Here is a 23,086-nt window from a genome sequence, read left to right as displayed (position 1 = left end):
AAAACCCTAGAAACAAATGGATTTGTTTCTAGGGTTTTTAATTAAAATAGGAAATGTGCAAATAAAGTTATGATTGGAAGAGTTACTAAGGTTCTTTCTATGAAAATTATAAATAACTCTTTAAAGTTAACAGGTATCTTAGAACCTATTAAAAGTCCACCAACTTCAGACATATATATAAGCTGAGTTACAGATACAGCAGCTATTACAAAACGAGTAAGTTCACTTTTAATACTGCCTGCAGCTATAACAGAAGGAAGAAACATATCCGCAAAGCCAACTACTAGAGTAGAAGCAGCAGCAGAAGCCTCTGGAAGCCTTAATAGCTTAAGTAGTGGAATGAAAGGCATTCCAAGTATCTGAAATACAGGGGTATATTCAGCAACTATTAAAGCTAGTGTGCCTAGAGCCATAACTATTGGAATAACTCCAAGCCACATATCAAAAACATTTTTTAGACCATCTATAAAAAATTTCTTTATATCATTATTTTGCTCGGCTCTTTCTACAGCCTGAGAAAGTCCCCAACTAAAGGATGAATATCCATCAGGAATAATTTCACTTGCGGCTTTCTTATTATTATTGTAATAAGAATCAGGTTTTCTAGAAAGAGGAGGGATTCTAGGAACAACGAATGCAGCTATTAAACCAGAGAATGTTACTATAAGGTAAAATGGGATGAACATATGTCCTAGTCCAACTTGAGCAATAACTACTAAAGAAAAGGTTATAGATACTGCTGAAAAAGAAGTACCTATTATAGCCGCTTCTCTAGAGGAATAATATCCGTCCTCATACTGTTTGCTTGTTAAAAGAACGCCTATAGTTCCGTCTCCCAGCCAAGAAGCTATACAATCTACTGATGAACGTCCAGGTAAATTAAAAACAGGTCTCATAATTTTAGTTAGTAGGGAACCGAAAAACTCAAGTAATCCAAAATCTAATATTAAAGGTAATAGTAAACCTGCAAATAAAAATACTGCAAATAAAATAGGAAGAAGATCATATAATAAAAGTGCTCCGGTGTTATCAGAATATATAGCCTCGCTTCCTATTTTGAAGAAAGTAGCTAATACAATAACCATACCAATAACTCTTGTTGCAAACCAAACGGGAGTTACATCAAAGAGATTCTTTAAATATCCGTTGTTTATTATAAATTTTGGCTTAAATATTTTTGTTATCATAGTAATAAAAGATGAAACTGTTATTAAGATAGTCATTATTAATGGTAAAAATCCATCTAATAAGGTTTGTACATTTTTAGAAAAAAATGCAACGGGTATTGTAACTTCTCCACCTAGTGTAATAGGTGTCATAAATAATAACATACCTATTAACGATGGTATCAAAAATTTCAGGAAATTTTTAAGAGAATATCTATTCGTTCCTCTATCTTTAGTTATTTCTGTCATAGTTGCCTCCTTAATTTAAGTTTATTTAATAAGTTATATTTCATTTTAAATTTACACAGCGATATTTATACTAATATAAAACATATGATTTTACAATAGTTTTAGCGTAAATTTTTATGATATAAGCCTGTGAATTTATGCCACATAGTGACTAAAATATTGACATTTAATATTTTTTAATTTATAATTTTTATCAAAATGAATATTTTGGCTATGAAAAAAATGAGTAGATACTATTTTGCTATTAAGAGAGGAAGTGGATGGTGAAAACTTCTTAGTATAAGTATTGAAGCTGTTTTGGAGCCTTTATTATATTGAGAGATATAAGTTATGTGACTTATATAATTAGGGTGGTACCACGGAAGCTTTCGTCCCTTGTAGGAGACTAGAGCTTTTTTTATTTACCTTTTTTTAGTATACTATTTAAAACATTCAAAGAAAGGAATGAAGTTTATATGAATAAAATGGGATTAAACGAAATAAGAGAAGCATATTTAAGCTTCTTTGAGGGAAAGGAACATTTAAGATTACCAAGCTTTCCATTAGTACCTCAAAATGATAAGAGCTTACTTTTAATTAACGCAGGTATGGCACCATTAAAGCCTTACTTTACAGGAGTTCAAGTTCCACCTAACAATAGAGTTACAACTTGTCAAAAGTGTATAAGAACAGGAGATATTGAAAACGTAGGCAAGACAGCAAGACATGGTACATTTTTCGAAATGCTTGGAAACTTTTCTTTTGGAGATTATTTTAAAGGAGAAGTTATTCCATGGGCATGGGAGTTTATAACAAAAGCTTTAAATATTCCAAAGGATAAGTTATATGTAACTATATATTTAGAAGACGATGAGGCTTTTGATATATGGACTAGAACTACTGATGTAGATCCTACTAGAATATTTAGACTAGGAAAAGACGATAACTTCTGGGAAATAGGCCAAGGACCTTGTGGACCTTGTTCTGAAATACACTTTGATAGAGGAGAAGGAAAGTTAAATACTGTAGAAGAGTTTTTACAGGCGGCGGAAGAAGATAGAGTAATAGAGTTTTGGAACCTAGTATTTACTCAATTTGATAAAGATGAAGATGGAAATTATAATAGACTTGCTAGTCCTAATATAGACACGGGTATGGGACTTGAAAGAATGGCTACTATAATGCAGGGAGTTAACAGCATATTTGAAGTAGATACAATAAGGGCTATTTTAGATAAGGTTAGTGAAGCTGCAGGTATAGCTTATGGAAAAGATAGAGTACAGGATATATCTTTAAGATTAATTACTGACCACATAAGAAGTGTTACATTTATGATATCAGATGGAATTTTACCATCTAATGAAGGCAGAGGATATGTTTTAAGAAGACTTTTAAGAAGAGCTGCAAGACATGGAAGACTTCTTGGAATTAAAGAAACATTCCTTTATAAAATATGTGATGTAGTAATAGAAAATTCTTATAAGGCTTATCCAGAATTAAAGGATAAAGAAGAATACATAAAGAAAGTTATTAAGCTTGAAGAAGAAAGATTTTCTGAAACTATAGACTCAGGTATAGATATATTAAATGAATATATAGATGAGTTAATTAAAAATGGAGAAAAGGTTCTTTCTGGTGATAAAGCTTTCAAACTATATGACACTTATGGATTCCCTCTAGAACTTACGGCAGAAATATTAGAAGAAAAAGAAATAGCTATAGATATAGATGGATTTAATAAGGAAATGAAGGAACAAAGAGAAAGAGCAAGGGCTGCTAGAGGAGAAAGTAACTACATGGGAGCAGAAGATACTATATTAAATAAGCTTCCAAAGGAATTGAATACTGAGTTTACTGGCTACAGCTCATTAAAGGAAGAATCAGAAGTTTTACTTCTTATAAAAGATGAAGAAATGGTAAGCTCTCTTAAAGAAGGAGATGAAGGAGTACTTGTTGTAAATAAAACTTCTTTTTATCCTGAAATGGGAGGTCAAGTTGGGGACATAGGTATCATTAAAGGCGAAGGATTTACAGGAGAGGTTTTAAATTGCAAAAAAAATGTGGGTGGAAAGATATTACACTTTATAAAAATTACAAAAGGGGAAATACTAAAAGAAGGTAGAGTTACCTTAATAGTAAATGAGCCAAGAAGAAATAACATAAGAAGAAATCATACTGCTACACATATTTTACATGCTTCTTTAAGAAAAATATTAGGAGAACATATACAGCAAGCTGGTTCCTATGTGGATAGTGAAAGATTAAGATTTGACTTTAATCATTTTCAAGGGTTAACTGAGGAAGAAATTAAAGAAGTAGAAACTTTAGTAAATGAAAATATAATGAAAGTTAGTGGAGTTATCACTGAAGTTAAGTCTATAGAAGATGCTAAGAAAAGTGGTGCCACAGCATTATTTGATGATAAGTATGCAGAAGATGTAAGAGTTGTAAATGTAGGTGACTTCAGCAAGGAACTTTGTGGAGGAACTCACGTAACTAATTCTGGAGAAATAGGATTGTTTAAAATTATATCTGAAAGTGGTGTAGCTGCAGGTATAAGAAGAATTGAAGCTTTCACTGGATTAAATGCTATAAAGTATGTTGAAGAAAAAGAAAAAACATTAAAAGAAGCAGCAGCATTACTTAAAATTTCTGAAAGAGAAATCTTAAGCAAGATAAGTTCTCAGTTAAATGAAATGAAAACCAAAGACAAAGAAATAGCAGAGCTAAAGTCAAAGCTTGCTAGCGGATCAGAGGATGAAATACTAAATAGTATAAAAGAAGTAAATGGAATAAAGGTAGTTACAGGTGCGTTAAGTGGAGTAGATGCCAATGCATTAAGGGACTTAGCTGACAAATTACGTAACAAGATTGAATCAGGTGTAGTAGTTCTTGGAAGTAATGCAGATGAAAAAGTGCAGTTTGTAGCTATGGCAACTAAAGATGTAATAGCTAAAGGAATACACTGCGGAAAGATAATAAAAGAAGTAGCATCAGTTGCTGGCGGTGGCGGCGGTGGAAGACCAGACATGGCTCAAGCTGGTGGTAAATTACCGGAAAAACTAGAAGAAGCTATAGGGTTAGTAGAAACTATAGTGGCAAATTTAGCAAAATAGTATACATTTTAAGTATTATGTTTTATAATAAATATACGAGTATATAAAATATAAACTTTTTACTTAAGTGGGGTGAAGGAAAATGGGGAATGATAACACCATTCAATTTGATGTGATCAAGGACAAAGAAGATTTAACTAAGGAAATTTTGACACAGGTGTATGGTGCCCTTAAAGAAAAAGGTTATAACCCTGTAAATCAAATGGTAGGATATTTAATATCAGGTGACCCTACCTATATAACTAACTATAATGGTGCAAGGGCTCTAGTTAGAAAACTTGAAAGGGATGAAATCTTAGAAGAAGTTTTAAAAACCTATTTAGGTATAAAATAAAAATGCCCTTAGGGCATTTTTATTTTTAAAAAGAAGCAAATCAAAAGGAGAAATTTATGAGAATACTTGGACTAGATGTAGGAGATAGAACTATAGGGGTGGCCTTAAGTGATCCATTAGGATTTACCGCACAAGGAATTACAACTATACGTAGAAAAACTGAGCAAATAGATATTGAGGAATTGAAAAAGATTTGCGAAGAATATGGAGTAGAAAAGATAGTATCAGGACTCCCAAAAAACATGAATGGAACGCTAGGACCACAAAGTGAAAAGGTAGTAGCTTTTTGTGATAAATTAAAAGAAATTTTAAATTTAGAAATAATAATGTGGGATGAAAGATTAACTACTGTAGCAGCTCATAGAGTTATGTTAGAAGCAGATTTATCAAGAAGTAAAAGAAAAAAATTAGTAGATAAAATTGCTGCAACCTACATACTACAGGGATATTTAGATAGTATTTCAAAATAAAATAAAAATAAATTGAAAGAGGTGTATATTATGGAAAACGATATAACAAATATTGTTCTTACAGATGAAAATGGCGAAGAAATAGAATTTGAGGTTATTACAAAATTAGATATTGAAGATAAAGAATATGTAATTGTAGTGCCAAAGGATGAAGATACAGATGAAGCTGTAGCGCTTAGAATAGATAAAGATGAAGATGGAAACGATCTACTTGTTACAGTAGATGATGAAGATGAATTTGCTATTGTGGTAGAAGCTTATGAAACATTATTTGATGATGAAGATTTGAATTAATATTTAGGGAAGAGCTGAATTAATACTTAAGGGAAAGCTATGTTCCAATACATAGCTTTTAAAATTATAATAAAGTATAGAAAATTAAGGCAAATACTAAAATATATGGGTTAATAAAGTGAGGTAATTTCATGGCAAAGGTTCCTTATGAAGATGTGGAAAATTTAAAAAATGTTTTAAAAGAAAAAGGATATAAGCTTACTCCACAGAGAAGAGCTATTGTAGAAATTATAATAAAGAATGAGGGTAGTCACTTAACTACTGAAGAAATATATAATTTAGTTAAAGATGAATGTCCAGAGATAGGACTCGCAACTGTATATAGGACAGTTATGCTTTTAGAGGAAATGGGTTTACTTTCAAAATTGGATTTAAATGATGGATGCAGCAGATATGAATTGATACATGAAGATGAAAATCATCAACATCATCATTTAATATGTAGAAATTGTGGTAAGGTCATAGAAGTACAAGGGGACCTTTTAGAAGAATTGGAAGAGAATATAGAAAAAAAATATAATTTTAAGATAGAGGATCATAGTGTGAAATTTTATGGATTATGTAATGAATGTTCAAGAAAATAACAAACCAACAGACAATCACAAACCAGTAGACAATAATAAAATACAAAGGAGGGATAAAATGCGCAGAGAAAAAGAAAAAATAAAGATAATACCGCTGGGTGGAATAAATGAAATTGGAAAGAACTTAACTGCTATAGAATATAAAAATGATATAATGGTTATAGATTGCGGTCTTAAGTTTCCAGATGAAGAAATGCTCGGAATAGATGTAGTTATACCTGATGTATCATATTTAATTAAAAACAAAGAGAGAGTTAGAGGAATATTTTTAACTCATGGCCATGAAGATCACATAGGCGCTCTTCCGTATGTATTAAGAGAGCTAAATGTACCTGTATATGGAACAAAACTTACACTTGGAATAGTGGAAACGAAGCTTAAAGAACATAACCTATTAGGGTCTGTAGAACTTAAGAGAATTAGTGCTAAAGATATAGTAAGACTTACTAATATATCTGTAGAGTTTATAAGAACAAGTCATAGTATCGCAGACTCAGTAGCGATTGCAGTACATACTCCTATTGGTGTTGTTCTTCATACAGGAGATTTTAAAATAGATTTTACTCCAATTGATGGATGTGTAGCGGATTTAAATAGATTTGCAGAGCTTGGAAGAAAAGGCGTGCTGCTTATGCTTGCTGACAGTACAAATGTAGAGAGACCAGGATATACAATGTCTGAAAGCACAGTAGGGGAAGCCTTTGAAAGTATATTTGCTACAGCAAAGGGTAGAATAATAGTTGCTACTTTTGCTTCAAATATTCATAGAGTTCAGCAAATAATGAATGCAGCAGATAAATATGGCAGAAAAGTTGCTGTTTCCGGAAGAAGTATGGAAAATATAGTTGAAGTTGCTAAGGAGCTAGGATACATTAATCCTCCTAAGGATATACTTATAGATATAGATTCTATAAATAAATATCCAAGTAACAAGATAGTAATAATAACCACAGGTAGCCAAGGAGAGCCAATGGCTGCTTTATCAAGGATGGCTGCATCAGACCATAGAAAAGTAAATATAGTGCCAGGAGATATGGTTATAATATCTGCTTCACCTATTCCAGGAAATGAAAAACTCATATCAAGAGTTATTAATCAGCTATTTAAAAAAGGGGCAGAGGTAATATATGAGGCTTTAGCAGATATTCATGTATCCGGTCACGCTTGCCAAGAAGAACTCAAGCTAATGCATACTCTAGTAAAACCAAGATATTTCATGCCTGTTCATGGCGAATATAGACATTTAAAACAGCATTCAGAGCTAGCTCAAAAATTAGGGTTACCAGCGAGTAGCGTGGTTATCCCAGAAAACGGCGATGTAATAGAAGTAAGTAGGGATGGCATAAGAAAAAATGGAATGGTAACGTCAGGGCAAGTATTCGTAGATGGACTAGGAGTAGGAGATGTAGGTAATATTGTACTTAGAGATAGAAAACACTTATCTCAAGATGGAATACTTACAGTTGTAGTAACTATAGAAAAGGAATCTGGAAGTGTAATTGCGGGTCCAGATATCATTTCAAGAGGATTTGTATATGTGCGAGAGTCAGAAGATTTAATGGAACAAGCAAGAAATGTGGTTAAAGAAGCATTAAGACAATGTGAAGAAAAACATATTAAAGAATGGGCTGCTATTAAGTCTAGTATAAAAGATTCTCTTAGAGGATTCTTATATGAAAGAACTAAAAGAAAGCCGATGATACTTCCTATAATTATGGAAATCTAAATTATTCAATTATTGAATGAAGAGTCAAATTAAAGTTTAAATGTCGAAATAGCAAAAATACTTTACATAAGTTGACTTTTTATTACTATACTATTAAAATAGATATGTTGGAGATGTTGGATACTTAAATGTATCCAATTTTTTTGAAAAAAAAATTTAAGAAGATATATTGGGGGAAAATATATGAAAATATTTACTAGAAATGATATAAGAAATATAGCAATAATTGCTCACGTTGACCATGGTAAGACTACTTTAGTAGATGCAATGCTTAAGCAGAGCCATGTTTTCAGAGAAAATGAAAAAGTTCAAGAAAGAGTAATGGATTCAAATGACCTTGAAAAAGAAAGAGGTATAACTATCTTATCAAAGAATACTTCAGTAAATTACAATGGTACTAAGATAAATATAGTTGATACTCCAGGACATGCGGATTTCGGTGGAGAAGTTGAGCGTGTACTTAAAATGGTAGATAGCGTTCTTTTAGTTGTTGACTCTTATGAAGGAGCTATGCCTCAAACAAAGTTTGTACTTAAAAAGGCCCTAGAACTAAATCTTCAGCCTTTAGTTGTTATCAACAAAATAGATAAACCTAATGGTAGACCTGAAGAAGTGTTAGATGAAATATTTGACCTATTCGTAGAGCTAGGAGCAAATGATGATCAGTTAGATTTCCCTGTAGTTTATTGTTCTGCAAGACAAGGAATAGCTAAGAAGGAAATGGAAGATGAAAGTACAGATATGGAGCCTTTATTTGATGCTATAATAAAAAATGTTAAAGCACCAGAAGGGTATATAGATGAGCCTCTTCAAATGCTTGTAACTACAATAGATTCCAGTGAATATGTTGGAAGAATAGGTATTGGAAAAATAGAAAGAGGAACTATAAAGAAAAATCAAACAGTAGCACTTATAAGAAAAGATGGAAAAGTTGAAAATGTTAGAGTAAGCAGTCTTTATGTTTATAGTGGACTTAAGAGAGAAGAAACAGAGGAAGCTATGCTTGGCGATATAGTTGCTATTGCAGGTATTGCTGACATAAATATAGGGGAAACTGTTGCGGATGTAACTAGACCTGAAGCAATTCCATTCGTAGAAATAGATGAACCAACTCTTAGCATGTACTTTATGGTTAATGATTCTCCTTTTGCAGGTCAAGATGGAGAGTTTGTAACTTCTAGACATTTAAGAGATAGACTTATGAAAGAAATCGAAACTAATGTAAGTTTAAGAGTGGAAGAAACAGATACTGCAGAGTCATTTAAAGTAAGTGGAAGAGGAGAACTTCACTTATCTATACTTATAGAAACAATGAGAAGAGAAGGATATGAGTTCCAGGTTTCTAAGCCAACAGTAATATTTAAAGAAATGGATGGCAAAAAAGTGGAGCCTATAGAATACTTAACTATTGACGTGCCTGAAGAATTTATGGGTGTTGTTATGGAAAAGCTAGGACCTAGAAAAGCAGAAATGGTAAATATGACATCTGCTGTAAATGGATATACAAGACTTGAATTTAAAATACCAGCTAGAGGACTTATAGGATTTAGAAATGAATTTATGACAGATACAAAAGGTAACGGAATAATGAATCACGTTTTCGATAGCTTTGAACCTTATAAGGGAGATATAGCTGAAAGATCAAGAGGATCACTTACAGTATTTGAAACAGGTACAGCAATAACTTATGGACTTTTCAATGCTCAAGAAAGAGGAATTTTATTTATAGGACCAGGAACAGATGTTTATGCTGGAATGATTGCAGGACAATGTTCTAGAGCTGAAGATATTGATGTAAATGTATGTAAGAAAAAACATCTATCAAACACTAGATCTTCAGGATCTGATGATGCTTTAAAACTAACTCCTATAGTACCTATGTCATTAGAGCAGTGTCTAGAATTTATAGCTTCTGATGAACTTGTTGAAGTTACTCCTAAAACTGTAAGAATGAGAAAGAAAATACTAAATTCTGAACAAAGAAAGAGAGCAGCAAGAAAAGGTTAAGTTACTCTGGAGGAATTATGAAAAAGAAGTTAACTTTTTTAATTATAACTTTATTAATTTTAATTAGTGCTTCAGCATATTTTATAATTTACTATAACAATACTGTTAGCCATCCTTTTACTCAAAAGGATGGTAATATAGAAGTAACCGTAGAAAAGGGAGATAGCTTATATAAAATATTATCTAAATTATATAATGATAAGGAAATAAAAAATCAGTATATAATAAAACATTATATAAAAAGAGCTAACCTTCCTGTATCTATAAAGCAAGGCAGTTATGAATTTAACTCGGATGTTTCATTAGCGGATTTTATGCGGGCCTTAAATAAGGGTACTCACAATAAAAGCCTTGTAAAATTAACCATTCCAGAAGGATTTAATATTGATCTTATAGCAAATATTATTCAAGAAAAGGGACTTTTAACTAAAGAGGAATTTATAGCTGCAGTTAAAAAGTATCCCTTGCCTGAGTTTGTAAAGAGTAATTCTAAGAAAAAATATGCTTTAGAAGGATATCTTTATCCTGATACCTATGAATTTTTAAAGGGAAGTAAAGCAGAAGATATAATAGAAACTATGATTAAAAGATTTGAAGAAGTATTTAATGATATAAGTAAAGACAGTAAACTCACAAAAGACGATATAGATAAAATAATAACTGTAGCATCTATGGTAGAAAAGGAAGCTGGAGTAAATGAAAAAGGTAAAGTTGCTTCTGTTTTTTACAATAGAATAGAAAAGCAAATGAAGATGCAGTCTTGTGCTACAGTACTTTATGCTTTAGGTAAACATAAAGATAAACTTTATTATAAAGACTTAGAAGTTAAATCTCCTTATAACACTTATATCAATGATGGATTGCCACCAGGACCGATAGCAAGTCCTAGCAAGGAATCAATAAAAGCTGCTTTAAATCCAGATAAAACAGATTATTTGTTTTTTGTATCATATAATGATGGTACACACTTTTTTACAAAAGATTATCAAGAGTTTTTAAAAGTCAAAGAAAAGACCCAGGGCTTTTAGGTAGGAGGTTATAATGAGCACAATTGCCTATGATTATATGGAGGAATTTATAAGAAGTCTCATAAAGGGAAATAATGAAAAGCTTGATGCTTTAGAAAAATATGCTAGAGATAATTCAGTGCCTATTATACACAAGGAAGTAGGAAGATTTTTAGAGCTTATGATAGATATAAAAAAACCTCTAAGAATACTAGAATTAGGAACAGCTATAGGATATTCAGCTATACTTATGGCAAGTGTTTCTAAGGGTGACTTCCATATAGATACTATTGAAAGAGATGCTGAAATGATAAAACAGGCTAAAGAAAATATAGAAAACTTTGGTTTTAAGGAAAATATAGATATTTTAGAAGGAGACTGCTTAGAAATCCTAGAAAAATTAGATGAAAAATATGATTTAATTTTTATGGATGCAGGTAAGGGCCATTATAACCATTTTTTACCTCATTGTTTAAGGCTTTTAAATAAAGACGGTATTATAGTAGCAGATAATGTGTTATTTAGAGGAATGGTAGCCTCTGACGAACTCGTAAAGAGAAGGAAAATTACAATAGTAAAACGTATGAGGGAATTTTTGAATATGGTTTCTGAAGATGATTTTATAACATCAGTTATTCCTATGGGAGATGGGGTAGCAGTTATAAAAAGGAGGTTTGAAAATGAATAAACCAGAAATACTTGCACCAGCAGGAAGTTTGGAAAAGTTAAAAACCGCCATAACATTTGGTGCAGATGCAGTATATTTAGGTGGAAGTAAGCTTAATTTAAGAGCTTTTGCAAATAATTTTAGTGATGATGAGTTAAAAGAAGGAATAGAGTTTGCACATACAAGAGGGAAAAGGGTGTATGTTACTGTAAATGTAATTCCACATAATGAAGATTTAGATGGATTAGAAGAATATTTAGTTAATTTATACAATACAGGTGTAGATGCTATAATTGTTTCAGACCCAGGTATTATAATGACGGCAAGGGAAGTAGCACCTAATTTAGAAATACATTTAAGCACTCAGGCAAACAATGTAAACTATAAATCGGCTACTTTTTGGTATAAACAAGGAGTAAAAAGAATAGTACTAGCAAGGGAATTATCCCTTGAAGAAATAAAAGGAGTTAGAGAAAACATACCAGAGGATTGTGACTTAGAAGCCTTTGTACATGGCTCTATGTGCATGTCTTATTCAGGAAGATGTCTAATATCTAACTACATGACTGGTAGAGATTCTAATAGAGGTGAGTGCGCTCAGCCTTGCAGATATAAGTATTTTTTAGTGGAAGAAAAAAGACCAAATCAATATTTCCCAATAGTTGAAGATGACAAAGGTACTTATTTATTAAATTCAAAGGATTTATGTATGATAAAACACATACCAGAGCTAGTGCAATCTGGCATAAATTCCTTTAAAATTGAAGGAAGAATGAAGAGCTCTTATTATGTAGCTTCTGTAGTGAAATCATATAGAGAAGCTTTAGATAGTTACATGGAAAATCCTGAAAAGTACAAGTTCAAGGAAGAATGGATGGATAATCTCTTAAAGACAAGTCATAGAGATTATTATACAGGCTTCTACTTTGGTGATAAGGATAGTCAGATATACGAAAATTCATCCTATATAAGGGATTATGATATAGTGGGAATAGTAAGAGATTACGATGAAAATAGTGGCACTGCAACTATAGAACAAAGAAATAAGATATTTGAAGGGGACACTGTAGAGATTTTAAGACCTACAGGAGCAAATTTTAAAATAAAGATTAAAGACTTGACTAATAAAGATGGAGAAAAGATAGATTCTACCCCAGTAGCACAGATGATTTATAAAGCAAAGGTTAATGAAGTTCTAGAAAAAGATTATATGCTTATTAAGCAAAAGTAATAGTTAAATTATATTATATCTAAGGGGAGAAAATAATATGAAGCGTCCAGTTTTAATAGGTATTACAGGTGGTACTGGTTCAGGTAAAAGCACTATTGCAAGAGAAATATGTAAGAGGTTTCCTGATAATTGCATGGTTATGATAGAACAGGATTCATATTATAAAGATCAAAGTAATCTTTCTTTTGAAGAAAGAATAAAAACTAATTATGATCATCCAGATGCTTTTGATACTTCTTTATTAGTAAAGCATTTAAAAGCTATTATGCAAGGAGAGAATATAGAAAAACCTATATATGATTTTGAAGCGCATAATAGAAAAAAAGAAACTGTTAAAGTTGAACCAAGAGATATAGTAATAGTAGAAGGCATACTTGTATTGCAAGAACCAACTGTAAGGGAACTTTTAGATATTAAGATATATGTTGACACTGATGCAGATGTAAGAATTATAAGAAGACTTCTAAGAGATATCAAAGAAAGAGGAAGAACACTTGATTCTGTTATAAATCAATACTTAAATGTAGTAAGACCGATGCATATGCAGTTTATTGAACCAAGTAAAAGATATGCTGATATAATAATACCAGAAGGTGGACAGAATAAAGTAGCCATAGATGTAATTGCAGGGAATATAAGGCAACTTCTTCTAAATAACGAGAACTAGTTCTAAGCTTGTTAAATAAAAGGTATATAAAGCTCTAAATAATAGCAGCTTTGTATACCTTTTTTGTGTTTAGTATAAAAGAGGCTGTGTTGGATATAATAGGAGTTAAAATTAATCTTTATTATAACTTGCAGGAGGTGGTAATATGAAAAAAAGATGTATTATAATAGGTCTTTTATTTTTTATGATCTTTTTTTTATTGGATATAAGAATATTTCATATACAATATAGTAATGGAGAAAAATATAGTGTAATGGCAGATTCTCAATATCAATTTAAGGAAAAAAGAGAGGAATTAAATTATAGGTTAGTAGATGACAGCGGAAAAGATTTATTAGCTTATAATTCTAAGTATAGTGTAGTTGTATTGCCATCTGTTTTTTCTAAAAACAATTTAGATACTAACTATGAGGAGTTTCTAAAATTTATATACATATTAAAAAATTATGATGAAAGTTATGATTTGAGTAATGGAAATTACAATAATAACAGTCAAAAGCTTTATTTTAACATTGATAAAAACACTTATGATAAATTGAAAAATATAAAAGGTGTAAAGGGATTTTATTTATATAAATATGATGAAGTAGAAAGAAAAGACGTGTGGAAAATAGAAAATGTATTAACTAACATAAGAAATACCCAAGATAGTTCATTAAAAGAAAAAAATAGTCTAGAAATGATCATAAATGAAAAGTTTAAAGATTCCACAAATAATTCTTACATATATAATTCAGATCTAGATGGAAATATAACGGAAGAAAAAAGTGACAATGTGGATTCGTTAAATAAAACAATTTCAACATTGAATAGTGATTTTCAAGATGATATAAGAAAGCTTCTTAAAGAAAAATATAGTGATTATGAACAAGTAGGAGTAGTAATTTCTGAACCATCAACGGGAAAAATAAGAACCTTAGTACAGAAGGATGAGACTTTACCTAATGTGCTTATAGGTGCAGAAACTTTAAATGGATTTTTCCCAGGATCAATTTTTAAAACGCTAGTATATGAAGGGGCAATAATAAGGTATCCAGATATTCAAAATAAAATCTTTACTTGTACAGGAGTTCATGAAAAAAAGACAGATAAGCGTCATGGTAAGTTAAATATAAATGAAGCCTTTGAGGTTTCCTGCAATGATACCTTTTCACAGATAGGAGTAAACGTAGGTTTCGATAAACTAAACCAGTTATGCAATGACCAGCATTTGTTGGAAAAGGTATTAGGGCTTAGTAAGGAACAAAAGGGGAATATTGAAGTTAAGAATCCTAAGGCAGAAGATGGAACTTTAGGAATTATGTCAATAGGACAAAATTTAAGAATTACACCTCTAGAAGCATTAAATTTAATAAATACTATAGTAAATAAAGGGAAGTATGTACCGCCAGTTATATTGAATGAATTTGTAAAGGATAACGAAACTATTTCATATACACCTAGCTTAAAACCCAAGCAAGTACTTACTGAGAATCAAGCAAGTATTATAGAAAATTCTTTGAAAAATGTAGTTCTAAATGGAACAGCAAAGGCTGCAAGTATAGAAGGAGTAGAAGTAGGCGGAAAAACTGGTACTACAGAAAGATATGAAGTCATAAAAAATGACAAAGGAGAAAACATCACCAAGAAGTTTTCAGATGGTTGGTTTATTGGATTTTTAAAAAAAGAAAATATATCTTATACAGTAGTTATATTTGTAAAAAATATAAATAAGGATACACAAGGTGGTGGAACTACAGCAGCGCCAATATTTAGGGATATAGCAGAGTATCTAATAAATAAAAATCAATAAAGGATATTAAAATGATAAAAAATCGGATTTAATCCGATTTTTTATTAATGTATTAGCATAAAAAATGTTTCTTTAATTTTAATAGACTATATATTTCTTGTTAACTAATAGGTGGCCAAGCACATTTTTGTATAAACACACATATTATATTAATAAGCATTGTTTGGAGGAAGCACTATGTTTATACTTGATTGTCTCCTTAATTTATTGGGAAATGGATTGTTTTTATCAGCTTATGTAACAGGTTCTAATTCTTTCCCTAAGCCACTAGATGAAAAAGAAGAGGAATATTATTTGAACAAATTAAAAGATGGAGATGTACTAGCAAAAGGAGTATTAGTGGAAAGAAACTTAAGGCTCGTAGCACATATAGTAAAAAAATATGCATATCCAGGTAAAGATATGGATGATTTAATTTCGATTGGTACAGTGGGATTAATTAAGGCCATTGATTCATTTGATACAAGAAAAGGAACAAGACTTGCCACCTATGCTGCTAAATGTATAGAAAATGAGATATTAATGCTTATAAGAAATAACAAAAAATCTAAAGGGGAAGTATATTTACAGGATCCCATTGGAGTAGACAAGGAGGGCAATGAAATTTCATTAATGGATATACTTAGCAGTGAGGAAGATTCTATAATAGAAATAGTAGAAAATAAGATTCAGGTAAAGAAGCTATATGGTAAAATAAGTTCAGTGCTACAGGAAAGAGAAAGAGCAGTTATAGAAATGAGATATGGACTAATAGATGGAAAACCTAAAACACAAAGAGAAATTGCAGTAATGCTAAAGATTTCACGCTCCTATGTGTCACGTATTGAAAAAAGAGCTTTGAAAAAGTTATATAAGGAAATGAATGGTGGTAAATGATAAAGTGGTATTTTGGTAAGTTATTGATTTTATAGTAAATATATTTTGAATATTATTTAGAGATGTAATAAAATATCATTAAAAACAAAATGTTTAATATAAAAACAAAGAAATTGTTAAATTTTATTAAAAAATCTACGAATAATAATATGATAGGATTTTTGTAGCTATGCTCTATGTAGGGAGTGATAAGAAGATTTCTACTAAAGCTAAAAAAGTAATTGACATAAGTAAAAACAGTATTAATCGCATTATGATTTAAAGTGTTCTCTTAAGATTTTATATTTTTTAGAATCTAATACTCTAGGAGTAAATAAATAAATTCTAAACTTATGTTAAGGTTAAGTATTATAAGGAAATTTCAATTTGGAAAGGTACATAGGAAGAAGGGAGAAATAAATTGATATTATTAAATGATTTATTACAAATTACTATCAAAGAAGGAGCATCTGACTTACATTTAACAGTAGGTATAGTTCCAATAGTAAGAGTAAATGGTGAACTTGTACCTATAGGCAGGGAAAAATTAACACCAGAAGATGTGCAAAATTATGCTAAAGAGATACTACAAGACAGTTATGAAGAGTATGAAAAAATAGGTGAAGCTGATACATCTTATTCTATAGCAGGAATTGGCAGATTTAGAGTGAATGTATTTAAACAAAGAGGTAGTGATGCAATAGCTTTAAGAGCGGTAGGTCTTAAGGTTCCTTTATTAAGCGAATTGGGGTTTCCGTCAGTTGTAAAAGAACTTACAGAGAAGCAAAGGGGACTTGTAATTGTAACTGGACCTACAGGGTCTGGTAAAAGTACTACACTGGCGGCAATGATAAATGAGATAAATTTAAATAGGGCATCTCATATTATAACCCTAGAAGATCCTATAGAATACCTTCATAAGCATAATAAGTCTATAATAAATCAAAGGGAAATTGGTAAAGATAGTAGGAGTTATGCAGCAGCATTAAAATCTGTTTTAAGAGAGGATCCAGATGTTATATTAGTAGGAGAAATGAGAGATCTAGAAACAATATCTGTAGCACTTACCGCTGCAGAAACAGGGCACTTAGTATTTTCAACATTACATACTATAGGAGCAAGTAAAACTATTGATAGAATAGTAGATGTTTTTCCTCCTTATCAACAACAACAAATAAGGATTCAATTGGCAGCGGTGCTGAATGGAGTAATATCTCAACAACTTGTGCCGCGTTTGGATCAAAATGGAAGAACTGCAGCTTTAGAGGTTATGATATCTACGCCTGCGATACAAAATATGATAAGAGAAGGAAAAACATATCAAATTGAATCCTCGATTCAAACTGGGTCAAAATATGGGATGAAAACTATGGATATGAATTTAGCAGAGCTTTATAAAAAGCAAGCAATAAGTTATGAAGATGCTGTATTGTATTCCATTGATAGAGAAATGTTTCAAAAGTTAACTATGTTATAAAATTAAGGAGGGATTGTAGTAATCCCTCCTTTAGTTAAAATATCATATAATCATACATTTTTAAATTTACTTCACGTGAAGTAAGTGATTTTGAAGTCTTTATCTCTTTTTTTGATTCATTTTTTTTATTATTTGATACCAATAAAGTTTCTTCTTTTTTTATTAAAGTTTCCATACCTAAATCCTCCTTAAGAATATTAATTTAAAAAAGGATTTTAGGTTTACCAGAAGGATTCATCTTTTTTATGAAGCCTTCTCAAGTCTACAAAATAAATCAGTTCGTAGCGCCTCATAAGGCTCTACCCCCTTTTTTAGATATATAATAATATTATATACTTTATTTATAATATTATAACATTTTTATTAATATATATCAAAGGTTATAAAAGAGTTTAAAATGGATAATATTTAATTATAAAGGAATACTTAAGATTATATGGGATTAAAATAATAATTTTATTGTTTATCTAACTATTCCATAGTTTTTCTTATAAATATAAAATAATTAAAAAATATTATAACATCTCTATAGTAATTACGGTGTATTTATGCTAAAATATCTGTGAATTAGGGGGGATTTTTAAGTGGAGTTAATAGGAAATATAATATATTTTACTTCCAGAGTATTTACATTAGTGGTCTTTACAATTTCTATGTATTATCTTTGCATATCTTTTTTTGGGATTTGGAGAAAGAGGGATAATACAAAAGTAAATCCACAAAAAAGTTTTGCCTTAATTGTAGCAGCCCATAATGAGGAGATAGTTATAGGTAATATTGTGGATAGTTTACACAAGCTGGATTATCCTAGAGAATTGTATGATATATTTGTTATAGCTGATAATTGTACAGATCAGACTGCTGCAAAGGCAAGCTCAAAAGGAGCTATAGTTTATGAAAGATTTAATAAAGAAAAAAGAGGAAAAGGTTACGCTCTAGAATGGATGTTCAATAATATATTTAAAATGGATAAAAAATACGATGCTGTCGCAATATTTGATGCTGATAATCTCGTACATAAGGACTTTTTGAATGAAATTAACAAGAAAATGTGTCAAGGATTTAGAGTGGTACAGGGATATTTAGACAGTAAAAATCCTACCGATACATGGATAACAGGGAGTTATTCTATTTCATTTTGGACATCAAATAGAATGTTTCAGCTCTCAAGAAGCAATTTGGGACTTTCAAATCAATTGGGCGGAACAGGCTTTTGTATTGAAACTGACATATTAAGAGAACTTGGATGGGGAGCTACTTGTCTTACAGAAGACCTAGAGTTTACTTGCAAGTTAGTTCTTAATGGGCATAAAGTAGGATGGGCTCATGATGCTAAAATTTATGATGAAAAGCCATTAACTTTAGTTCAATCTTGGTTTCAAAGAAGAAGATGGATGCAGGGGTTTGCAGATGTGGCTGACAGATATTTCTTTAAGCTTTTAAAGAAAGCTATAAAAGAGTTCAATTTTATTGCATTAGATTGTGCACTTTACAGTATACAGCCAATCGTAATAATATTGCTTGGAATATCTATGGCAATAGCAGGATTTAACCAAGGAGTTAAGGTATTCAATATAATTTCTAATTTACAGAATATGAATGGAATTGCTAATTTGAATTTTAATATGGTAACTATAATTGGACTTCTTATTGCCATATTACAATTTATATATACTCCTTTTATATTAATATTAGATAAAAAATTAAATTTTAAAATATTCTTGTATTATTTGATATATCCTATATACTCTATTACTTGGCTACCTATATCAATCCAAGGAATAATTCGTAAGAATGACAAGGAATGGAGTCATACATTACATACTAGAAGTGTAGATATTAAGGAACTAGAAAAAGCTAATTAACTAAGTGTATAACAAAATATAAAAAAAGAAAGATTTAATAAATCTTTCTTTTTTTAGTAGTTGTACTAATAAATGCAAATAATTTTCATTAAAATTATATTTTATAAAAAAAATTATTATATATAAGAGGAAAAAACTCTTTTTTGTTGAATATATAAATTTGTAATGGTTCTCTTAAGGAGGGAAAAGCTTAATGAAGGAATATGTAGTAGGAGTGGATATCGGATCTTCCAAAGTATGCGCTATAGCAGGTAAGCTAGACAAGTATGGAAAAATGCAAGTAATGGGCGTTACTTCTACTAAGTGTAGTGGTATAAAAAGAGGCATTGTAGTTGATATAGATAGTACAGCTGAATGTATTAAAGACTGCATAGAACAAATGGAGAGAATGATAGACTTTGATATAAGTGATATATTTATATCAATACCAGGGGAGATATGTGAGCTTATAGTTAATAGAGGAGTTGTAGCAGTATCTTCGGAAGATAGAGAAATTAAAAAAAATGATGTGGACAGAGTACTAAAAGCCGCTAAAATTATTACAATTTCATCCGATAAAGAAATTATAGGAGTAATACCACAGCAATTTATGGTGGATGGATATGATAATATTACAGATCCAATTGGCATGAGTGGCTTAAGATTGGAAGTTGATGCTCAACTTATATTATCTCAATCTACAGTGATAAATAATTTGTTCAAAAGTATCAAAAAAGCAGGGCTGAATTTAAGTGGAATGGTATTTCAACCATTAGGAACAGCAAATGTAGTTTTAAAAGATGAGGAAATGAAAATAGGTACACTTCTTTTAGATATAGGAGCAGAAAATACCAATATATCTGTTTTTAAGAATGGAAAGCTTTGTTATAGTGATAACTTAGCTTTAGGAGGAAATATAATAACTAACGATATTTCTCTTTGTTTAAGGATTCCTTTCTCTGAAGCAGAAAAGTTGAAAGTAAACTATGGAAGTGGAAAGTCCAATTTTATTGACGAAGATTTTAAAATAAAAATAAACACAAATTATGACAATATTGTAGAAATAGATTATAATGTACTTACAGAGATAATAACTGCACGAGTGGAGGAAATACTCCTACTAATAAAGAAAAAGCTTATGATAAGTGAGGAAATGGACAATGTCTCTGGAGTAGTAGTAGTAGGAGGAGGTATAGCTTTATTAAAAGGTTGCAGCGATTTGTGTAAAGAAATATTAGACAAGCCTGTTAGAATAGGTATTCCAGATTATACTGGAGTAGGTAGTCCTATATGTGCAGCTGCAGTAGGTGTAGTTAAAGATGTTGTTGATTCAGGGAAAGTAAACCTTTGTAAAGAAGAAGCTTTAGATGAAATGAGAAATCATAAGTCTAAGAAATATGAAAAAAAATCAATTGTTTGGGATGATGAAAAAGATGAAGAAGATACAGAAGAAAGCAGTAATGGAGTTTTTTCAAAAATAAGAAACTTTTTTGCAGATTTTTTCTAATATAAAGGGAGGTATTATTGTGCTAGATTTCGATGTTGATGTAAAACAGTTTGCTCAGATAAAAGTTATAGGTTGCGGTGGCGGCGGTAATAATGCTGTTAATAGAATGATAAAAGAAGGATTAAAGAATGTTGAATTCATTGCGATAAATACAGATAAACAAGCGTTGATATTATCTCATGCTTCTCAAAAGATACAAATAGGGGATAAGCTCACTAAAGGTTTAGGAGCGGGTGCAAATCCTGAGATTGGCCAAAAGGCTGCAGAAGAAAGTAAGGAAGAAATATCTCAAGCAATTAAAGGCGCGGATATGGTATTTATAACTGCTGGTATGGGAGGCGGTACAGGTACAGGTTCAGCCCCTGTAATTGCACAAATAGCTAAATCAATGGGAATACTTACAGTAGGTGTTGTAACAAAACCTTTCCCATTTGAAGGCAGAAAAAGAATGCTTCATGCTGAAATGGGAGTTAAAAACTTAAAGGAAAGCGTAGATACATTAGTAACTATACCTAATGAAAAACTTCTTAATATAGTAGATAAAAAAACAACGCTTGTAGACGCTTTTAAATTAGCAGATGATGTATTAAAACAAGGTGTACAGGGTGTATCTGACTTGATCACTATACCAGGACTTGTTAATTTGGACTTTGCGGATGTAAGAACTATTATGATAGATAAGGGACTCGCTCATATGGGTGTAGGTACAGGAACAGGGGATAATAGGGCTCAGCAGGCAGCGAAAGAAGCTATTTCAAGCCCATTACTTGAAACTTCCATTGTTGGCGCTACTGGAGTTTTATTAAATATAACTGGTGGATCAGATTTAGGATTACTTGAAATAAATGAAGCGGCTGAAATTGTTCAGGAAGCTGCGGATCCAGATGCTAATATAATATTTGGTGCAGTAATAGATGAAAGTTTAAAAGAAGAAATAAGAATAACAGTAATTGCAACAGGATTTGAAACTGAAAGAATAAGGAAGAATAGTGATAGTTTTAGTATAAGTACACCAAGTTCTTCTGTAAACATAAAAAATGATACTAAAACAGAGGTAGCAGCAACTGTAGATAGAATAGATAGAACTGATAGTTATAATGAAAATGACTTAGAAATTCCTACATTTTTAAGAAGACAAAGAAAATAATTTTAATAATATTAAAAAATCCGACTTAGAAATAAAAAGTCGGATTTTTTATTTTTTGTAGAAAATTATAATAAATAAAAAAAGGAATTGATATCATAATATGACAAAATTTTGAAAAATATAAGTATATAATATTATTTAAGAGGTGAAAACAATGACTTTATATCTAGATGTATTACTCTTGGAGAACTTTATAGTTAATAGATTTTTACTAGAAATTACAGCACAAACTATAAGAGTATCCATAAATCGCCTGTATATAAACTTGGCAGCATTTATTGGAAGTCTATATATATTAATTATATTGCAAGACAGCTTAAATTATCTCAAAAGTTTTCCTGTAAAATTTTTTATAGCTCTAATAATGATATTAATAACTTTTAGAAAAAAAGATATAATGTTCAACTTAAAAACTTTTGTATTATTTATATTATATTCTATGGTACTTGCAGGCTTATGTGTATTTATAGAATTAAATTCAGTTAGGGATCTAGACAGTAATATGATAATATATAATTTTTCTTATAAAAAGCTTATATTGTCCTTTATGATTATGTATGTAATTTTAAGGAGAGTAATCCTATTTATAAAAGATCGCCAAAGTTTACAAAGCTATATATTTGATTTAGAAATTGTGTTAAATAATAATTCGCAGAAAATCAAAGCTTTCTTAGACACAGGAAATGAGCTTGTAGAACCAGTTACGGGGTACCCGGTAATAATTGTAGAAAGAAATATATTTAAGGAAACCAATTTTAAAAGTGAAGAAATGTTCTACATACCTTATAGTGTTATAAATGGATATAGTGGCAAACTCCAGGCTATAAGGGCGGGGAAAATAAAAGTCAATATAAATGGATGTTTTGAAGATAGGGAAGCGTTAATAGCTTTTTGTGATAATAAATTAAGTCAAAGTGGGGATTATAATGCATTGTTAAGCAGGGGAATAATTTAAGCATTGGGGGAA

The 23,086-nt window shown here is 30.7% G+C and carries 20 protein-coding genes and 1 other annotated feature; of the genes, 18 read left to right on the top strand and 2 right to left on the bottom strand.

The genetic code is table 11. The features are described from left to right. Nucleotides 1-41 precede the first annotated feature (41 nt). Nucleotides 42-1,415, bottom strand: a complete 1,374-nt coding sequence (locus BSD9I1_RS10400; protein WP_186430244.1) for a YjiH family protein — start codon at nucleotides 1,413-1,415, stop codon at nucleotides 42-44. A gap of 204 nt (nucleotides 1,416-1,619) precedes the next feature. Beyond that, nucleotides 1,620-1,794 (top strand) — a binding site (T-box leader). Between the two features lie 76 nt (nucleotides 1,795-1,870). On the opposite strand from BSD9I1_RS10400, the gene alaS reads away from it, so the two are divergent. The 14 genes from alaS (at nucleotide 1,871) to BSD9I1_RS10330 (ending at nucleotide 17,621) form a co-directional block, all read left to right on the top strand. Continuing rightward, a complete protein-coding gene (gene alaS, locus BSD9I1_RS10395) occupies nucleotides 1,871-4,510 on the top strand; it encodes an alanine--tRNA ligase (protein ID WP_186430243.1) in 2,640 nt (879 codons plus the stop codon). Nucleotides 4,511-4,592: 82 nt separating this feature from the next. Further along, nucleotides 4,593-4,844 (top strand): IreB family regulatory phosphoprotein, encoded by a 252-nt coding sequence (locus tag BSD9I1_RS10390; RefSeq protein ID WP_035307458.1) that lies wholly within the window; start codon nucleotides 4,593-4,595, stop codon nucleotides 4,842-4,844. Between the two features lie 56 nt (nucleotides 4,845-4,900). Then, the gene (gene ruvX, locus BSD9I1_RS10385) at nucleotides 4,901-5,314 is read left to right on the top strand and encodes a Holliday junction resolvase RuvX (RefSeq protein WP_035307460.1); all 414 of its coding nucleotides are present in this window, start codon (nucleotides 4,901-4,903) and stop codon (nucleotides 5,312-5,314) included. Nucleotides 5,315-5,344: 30 nt separating this feature from the next. Continuing rightward, nucleotides 5,345-5,608 carry a DUF1292 domain-containing protein gene (locus BSD9I1_RS10380; protein ID WP_035307462.1) on the top strand — a complete coding sequence of 88 codons (264 nt, stop codon included), beginning with the start codon at nucleotides 5,345-5,347 and terminating at the stop codon, nucleotides 5,606-5,608. A 131-nt stretch (nucleotides 5,609-5,739) separates the two neighbouring features. Further along, nucleotides 5,740-6,192 carry a Fur family transcriptional regulator gene (locus tag BSD9I1_RS10375; protein ID WP_035307464.1) on the top strand — a complete coding sequence of 151 codons (453 nt, stop codon included), beginning with the start codon at nucleotides 5,740-5,742 and terminating at the stop codon, nucleotides 6,190-6,192. Between the two features lie 58 nt (nucleotides 6,193-6,250). Further along, nucleotides 6,251-7,918, top strand: a complete 1,668-nt coding sequence (locus BSD9I1_RS10370) for a ribonuclease J (protein ID WP_186430242.1) — start codon at nucleotides 6,251-6,253, stop codon at nucleotides 7,916-7,918. A 183-nt stretch (nucleotides 7,919-8,101) separates the two neighbouring features. After that, complete coding sequence (gene typA / locus BSD9I1_RS10365; RefSeq protein WP_186430241.1) at nucleotides 8,102-9,925, top strand: translational GTPase TypA; 1,824 nt, start codon at nucleotides 8,102-8,104, stop codon at nucleotides 9,923-9,925. Between the two features lie 17 nt (nucleotides 9,926-9,942). Further along, the gene (mltG, locus tag BSD9I1_RS10360) at nucleotides 9,943-10,953 is read left to right on the top strand and encodes an endolytic transglycosylase MltG (protein WP_186430240.1); all 1,011 of its coding nucleotides are present in this window, start codon (nucleotides 9,943-9,945) and stop codon (nucleotides 10,951-10,953) included. Nucleotides 10,954-10,966: 13 nt separating this feature from the next. Beyond that, on the top strand, nucleotides 10,967-11,620 hold the full coding sequence (locus BSD9I1_RS10355) for an O-methyltransferase (protein ID WP_035307470.1): 654 nt from the start codon (nucleotides 10,967-10,969) through the stop codon (nucleotides 11,618-11,620). After that, nucleotides 11,613-12,830, top strand: a complete 1,218-nt coding sequence (locus tag BSD9I1_RS10350; protein ID WP_186430239.1) for a U32 family peptidase — start codon at nucleotides 11,613-11,615, stop codon at nucleotides 12,828-12,830. The genes BSD9I1_RS10355 and BSD9I1_RS10350 overlap by 8 nt, the downstream gene beginning before the upstream one ends. A 37-nt stretch (nucleotides 12,831-12,867) precedes the next feature. Beyond that, entirely contained in the window at nucleotides 12,868-13,497 is a 630-nt protein-coding gene (gene udk / locus BSD9I1_RS10345) for a uridine kinase (protein WP_186430238.1), read from the top strand. 145 nt (nucleotides 13,498-13,642) lie between these two features. Next, nucleotides 13,643-15,289: a penicillin-binding transpeptidase domain-containing protein gene (locus BSD9I1_RS10340; protein ID WP_186430237.1), complete on the top strand. Its 1,647-nt coding sequence runs from the start codon at nucleotides 13,643-13,645 to the stop codon at nucleotides 15,287-15,289. 177 nt (nucleotides 15,290-15,466) lie between these two features. Beyond that, nucleotides 15,467-16,165, top strand: a complete 699-nt coding sequence (sigK, locus tag BSD9I1_RS10335; RefSeq protein WP_186430236.1) for an RNA polymerase sporulation sigma factor SigK — start codon at nucleotides 15,467-15,469, stop codon at nucleotides 16,163-16,165. Nucleotides 16,166-16,565: 400 nt separating this feature from the next. Beyond that, entirely contained in the window at nucleotides 16,566-17,621 is a 1,056-nt protein-coding gene (locus BSD9I1_RS10330) for a type IV pilus twitching motility protein PilT (protein WP_186430235.1), read from the top strand. A 34-nt stretch (nucleotides 17,622-17,655) separates the two neighbouring features. Here the strand turns inward: BSD9I1_RS10330 and BSD9I1_RS10325 are convergent, their stop codons facing one another. Further along, the gene (locus tag BSD9I1_RS10325; protein ID WP_186430234.1) at nucleotides 17,656-17,796 is read right to left on the bottom strand and encodes a hypothetical protein; all 141 of its coding nucleotides are present in this window, start codon (nucleotides 17,794-17,796) and stop codon (nucleotides 17,656-17,658) included. 409 nt (nucleotides 17,797-18,205) lie between these two features. Here BSD9I1_RS10325 and BSD9I1_RS10320 point away from each other — a divergent pair, with 409 nt between their 5' ends. The 4 genes from BSD9I1_RS10320 (at nucleotide 18,206) to spoIIGA (ending at nucleotide 23,074) form a co-directional block, all read left to right on the top strand. Continuing rightward, entirely contained in the window at nucleotides 18,206-19,486 is a 1,281-nt protein-coding gene (locus BSD9I1_RS10320; RefSeq protein ID WP_035307482.1) for a glycosyltransferase family 2 protein, read from the top strand. 193 nt (nucleotides 19,487-19,679) lie between these two features. Next, nucleotides 19,680-20,972: a cell division protein FtsA gene (ftsA, locus tag BSD9I1_RS10315; protein ID WP_035307484.1), complete on the top strand. Its 1,293-nt coding sequence runs from the start codon at nucleotides 19,680-19,682 to the stop codon at nucleotides 20,970-20,972. Between the two features lie 19 nt (nucleotides 20,973-20,991). Further along, on the top strand, nucleotides 20,992-22,119 hold the full coding sequence (ftsZ, locus tag BSD9I1_RS10310; protein WP_186430233.1) for a cell division protein FtsZ: 1,128 nt from the start codon (nucleotides 20,992-20,994) through the stop codon (nucleotides 22,117-22,119). 154 nt (nucleotides 22,120-22,273) lie between these two features. Then, the gene (gene spoIIGA / locus BSD9I1_RS10305; protein WP_186430232.1) at nucleotides 22,274-23,074 is read left to right on the top strand and encodes a sigma-E processing peptidase SpoIIGA; all 801 of its coding nucleotides are present in this window, start codon (nucleotides 22,274-22,276) and stop codon (nucleotides 23,072-23,074) included. Nucleotides 23,075-23,086 lie beyond the last annotated feature (12 nt).

Source organism: Clostridium sp. BSD9I1 (assembly GCF_900185645.1).
Lineage (GTDB): Bacteria > Bacillota > Clostridia > Clostridiales > Clostridiaceae > Clostridium_AK.
This window is presented reverse-complemented; position numbering and strand designations above follow the sequence as displayed.

What these genes read in the sequence shown, in the direction of transcription:
- BSD9I1_RS10400 (WP_186430244.1), bottom strand. Translation starts at nt 1,415, where the DNA reads ATGACAGAAATAACTAAAGATAGAGGAACGAATAGATATTCTCTTAAA.
- alaS (WP_186430243.1), top strand. Translation starts at nt 1,871, where the DNA reads ATGAATAAAATGGGATTAAACGAAATAAGAGAAGCATATTTAAGCTTC.
- BSD9I1_RS10390 (WP_035307458.1), top strand. Translation starts at nt 4,593, where the DNA reads ATGGGGAATGATAACACCATTCAATTTGATGTGATCAAGGACAAAGAA.
- ruvX (WP_035307460.1), top strand. Translation starts at nt 4,901, where the DNA reads ATGAGAATACTTGGACTAGATGTAGGAGATAGAACTATAGGGGTGGCC.
- BSD9I1_RS10380 (WP_035307462.1), top strand. Translation starts at nt 5,345, where the DNA reads ATGGAAAACGATATAACAAATATTGTTCTTACAGATGAAAATGGCGAA.
- BSD9I1_RS10375 (WP_035307464.1), top strand. Translation starts at nt 5,740, where the DNA reads ATGGCAAAGGTTCCTTATGAAGATGTGGAAAATTTAAAAAATGTTTTA.
- BSD9I1_RS10370 (WP_186430242.1), top strand. Translation starts at nt 6,251, where the DNA reads ATGCGCAGAGAAAAAGAAAAAATAAAGATAATACCGCTGGGTGGAATA.
- typA (WP_186430241.1), top strand. Translation starts at nt 8,102, where the DNA reads ATGAAAATATTTACTAGAAATGATATAAGAAATATAGCAATAATTGCT.
- mltG (WP_186430240.1), top strand. Translation starts at nt 9,943, where the DNA reads ATGAAAAAGAAGTTAACTTTTTTAATTATAACTTTATTAATTTTAATT.
- BSD9I1_RS10355 (WP_035307470.1), top strand. Translation starts at nt 10,967, where the DNA reads ATGAGCACAATTGCCTATGATTATATGGAGGAATTTATAAGAAGTCTC.
- BSD9I1_RS10350 (WP_186430239.1), top strand. Translation starts at nt 11,613, where the DNA reads ATGAATAAACCAGAAATACTTGCACCAGCAGGAAGTTTGGAAAAGTTA.
- udk (WP_186430238.1), top strand. Translation starts at nt 12,868, where the DNA reads ATGAAGCGTCCAGTTTTAATAGGTATTACAGGTGGTACTGGTTCAGGT.
- BSD9I1_RS10340 (WP_186430237.1), top strand. Translation starts at nt 13,643, where the DNA reads ATGAAAAAAAGATGTATTATAATAGGTCTTTTATTTTTTATGATCTTT.
- sigK (WP_186430236.1), top strand. Translation starts at nt 15,467, where the DNA reads ATGTTTATACTTGATTGTCTCCTTAATTTATTGGGAAATGGATTGTTT.
- BSD9I1_RS10325 (WP_186430234.1), bottom strand. Translation starts at nt 17,796, where the DNA reads ATGGAAACTTTAATAAAAAAAGAAGAAACTTTATTGGTATCAAATAAT.
- ftsA (WP_035307484.1), top strand. Translation starts at nt 19,680, where the DNA reads ATGAAGGAATATGTAGTAGGAGTGGATATCGGATCTTCCAAAGTATGC.
- spoIIGA (WP_186430232.1), top strand. Translation starts at nt 22,274, where the DNA reads ATGACTTTATATCTAGATGTATTACTCTTGGAGAACTTTATAGTTAAT.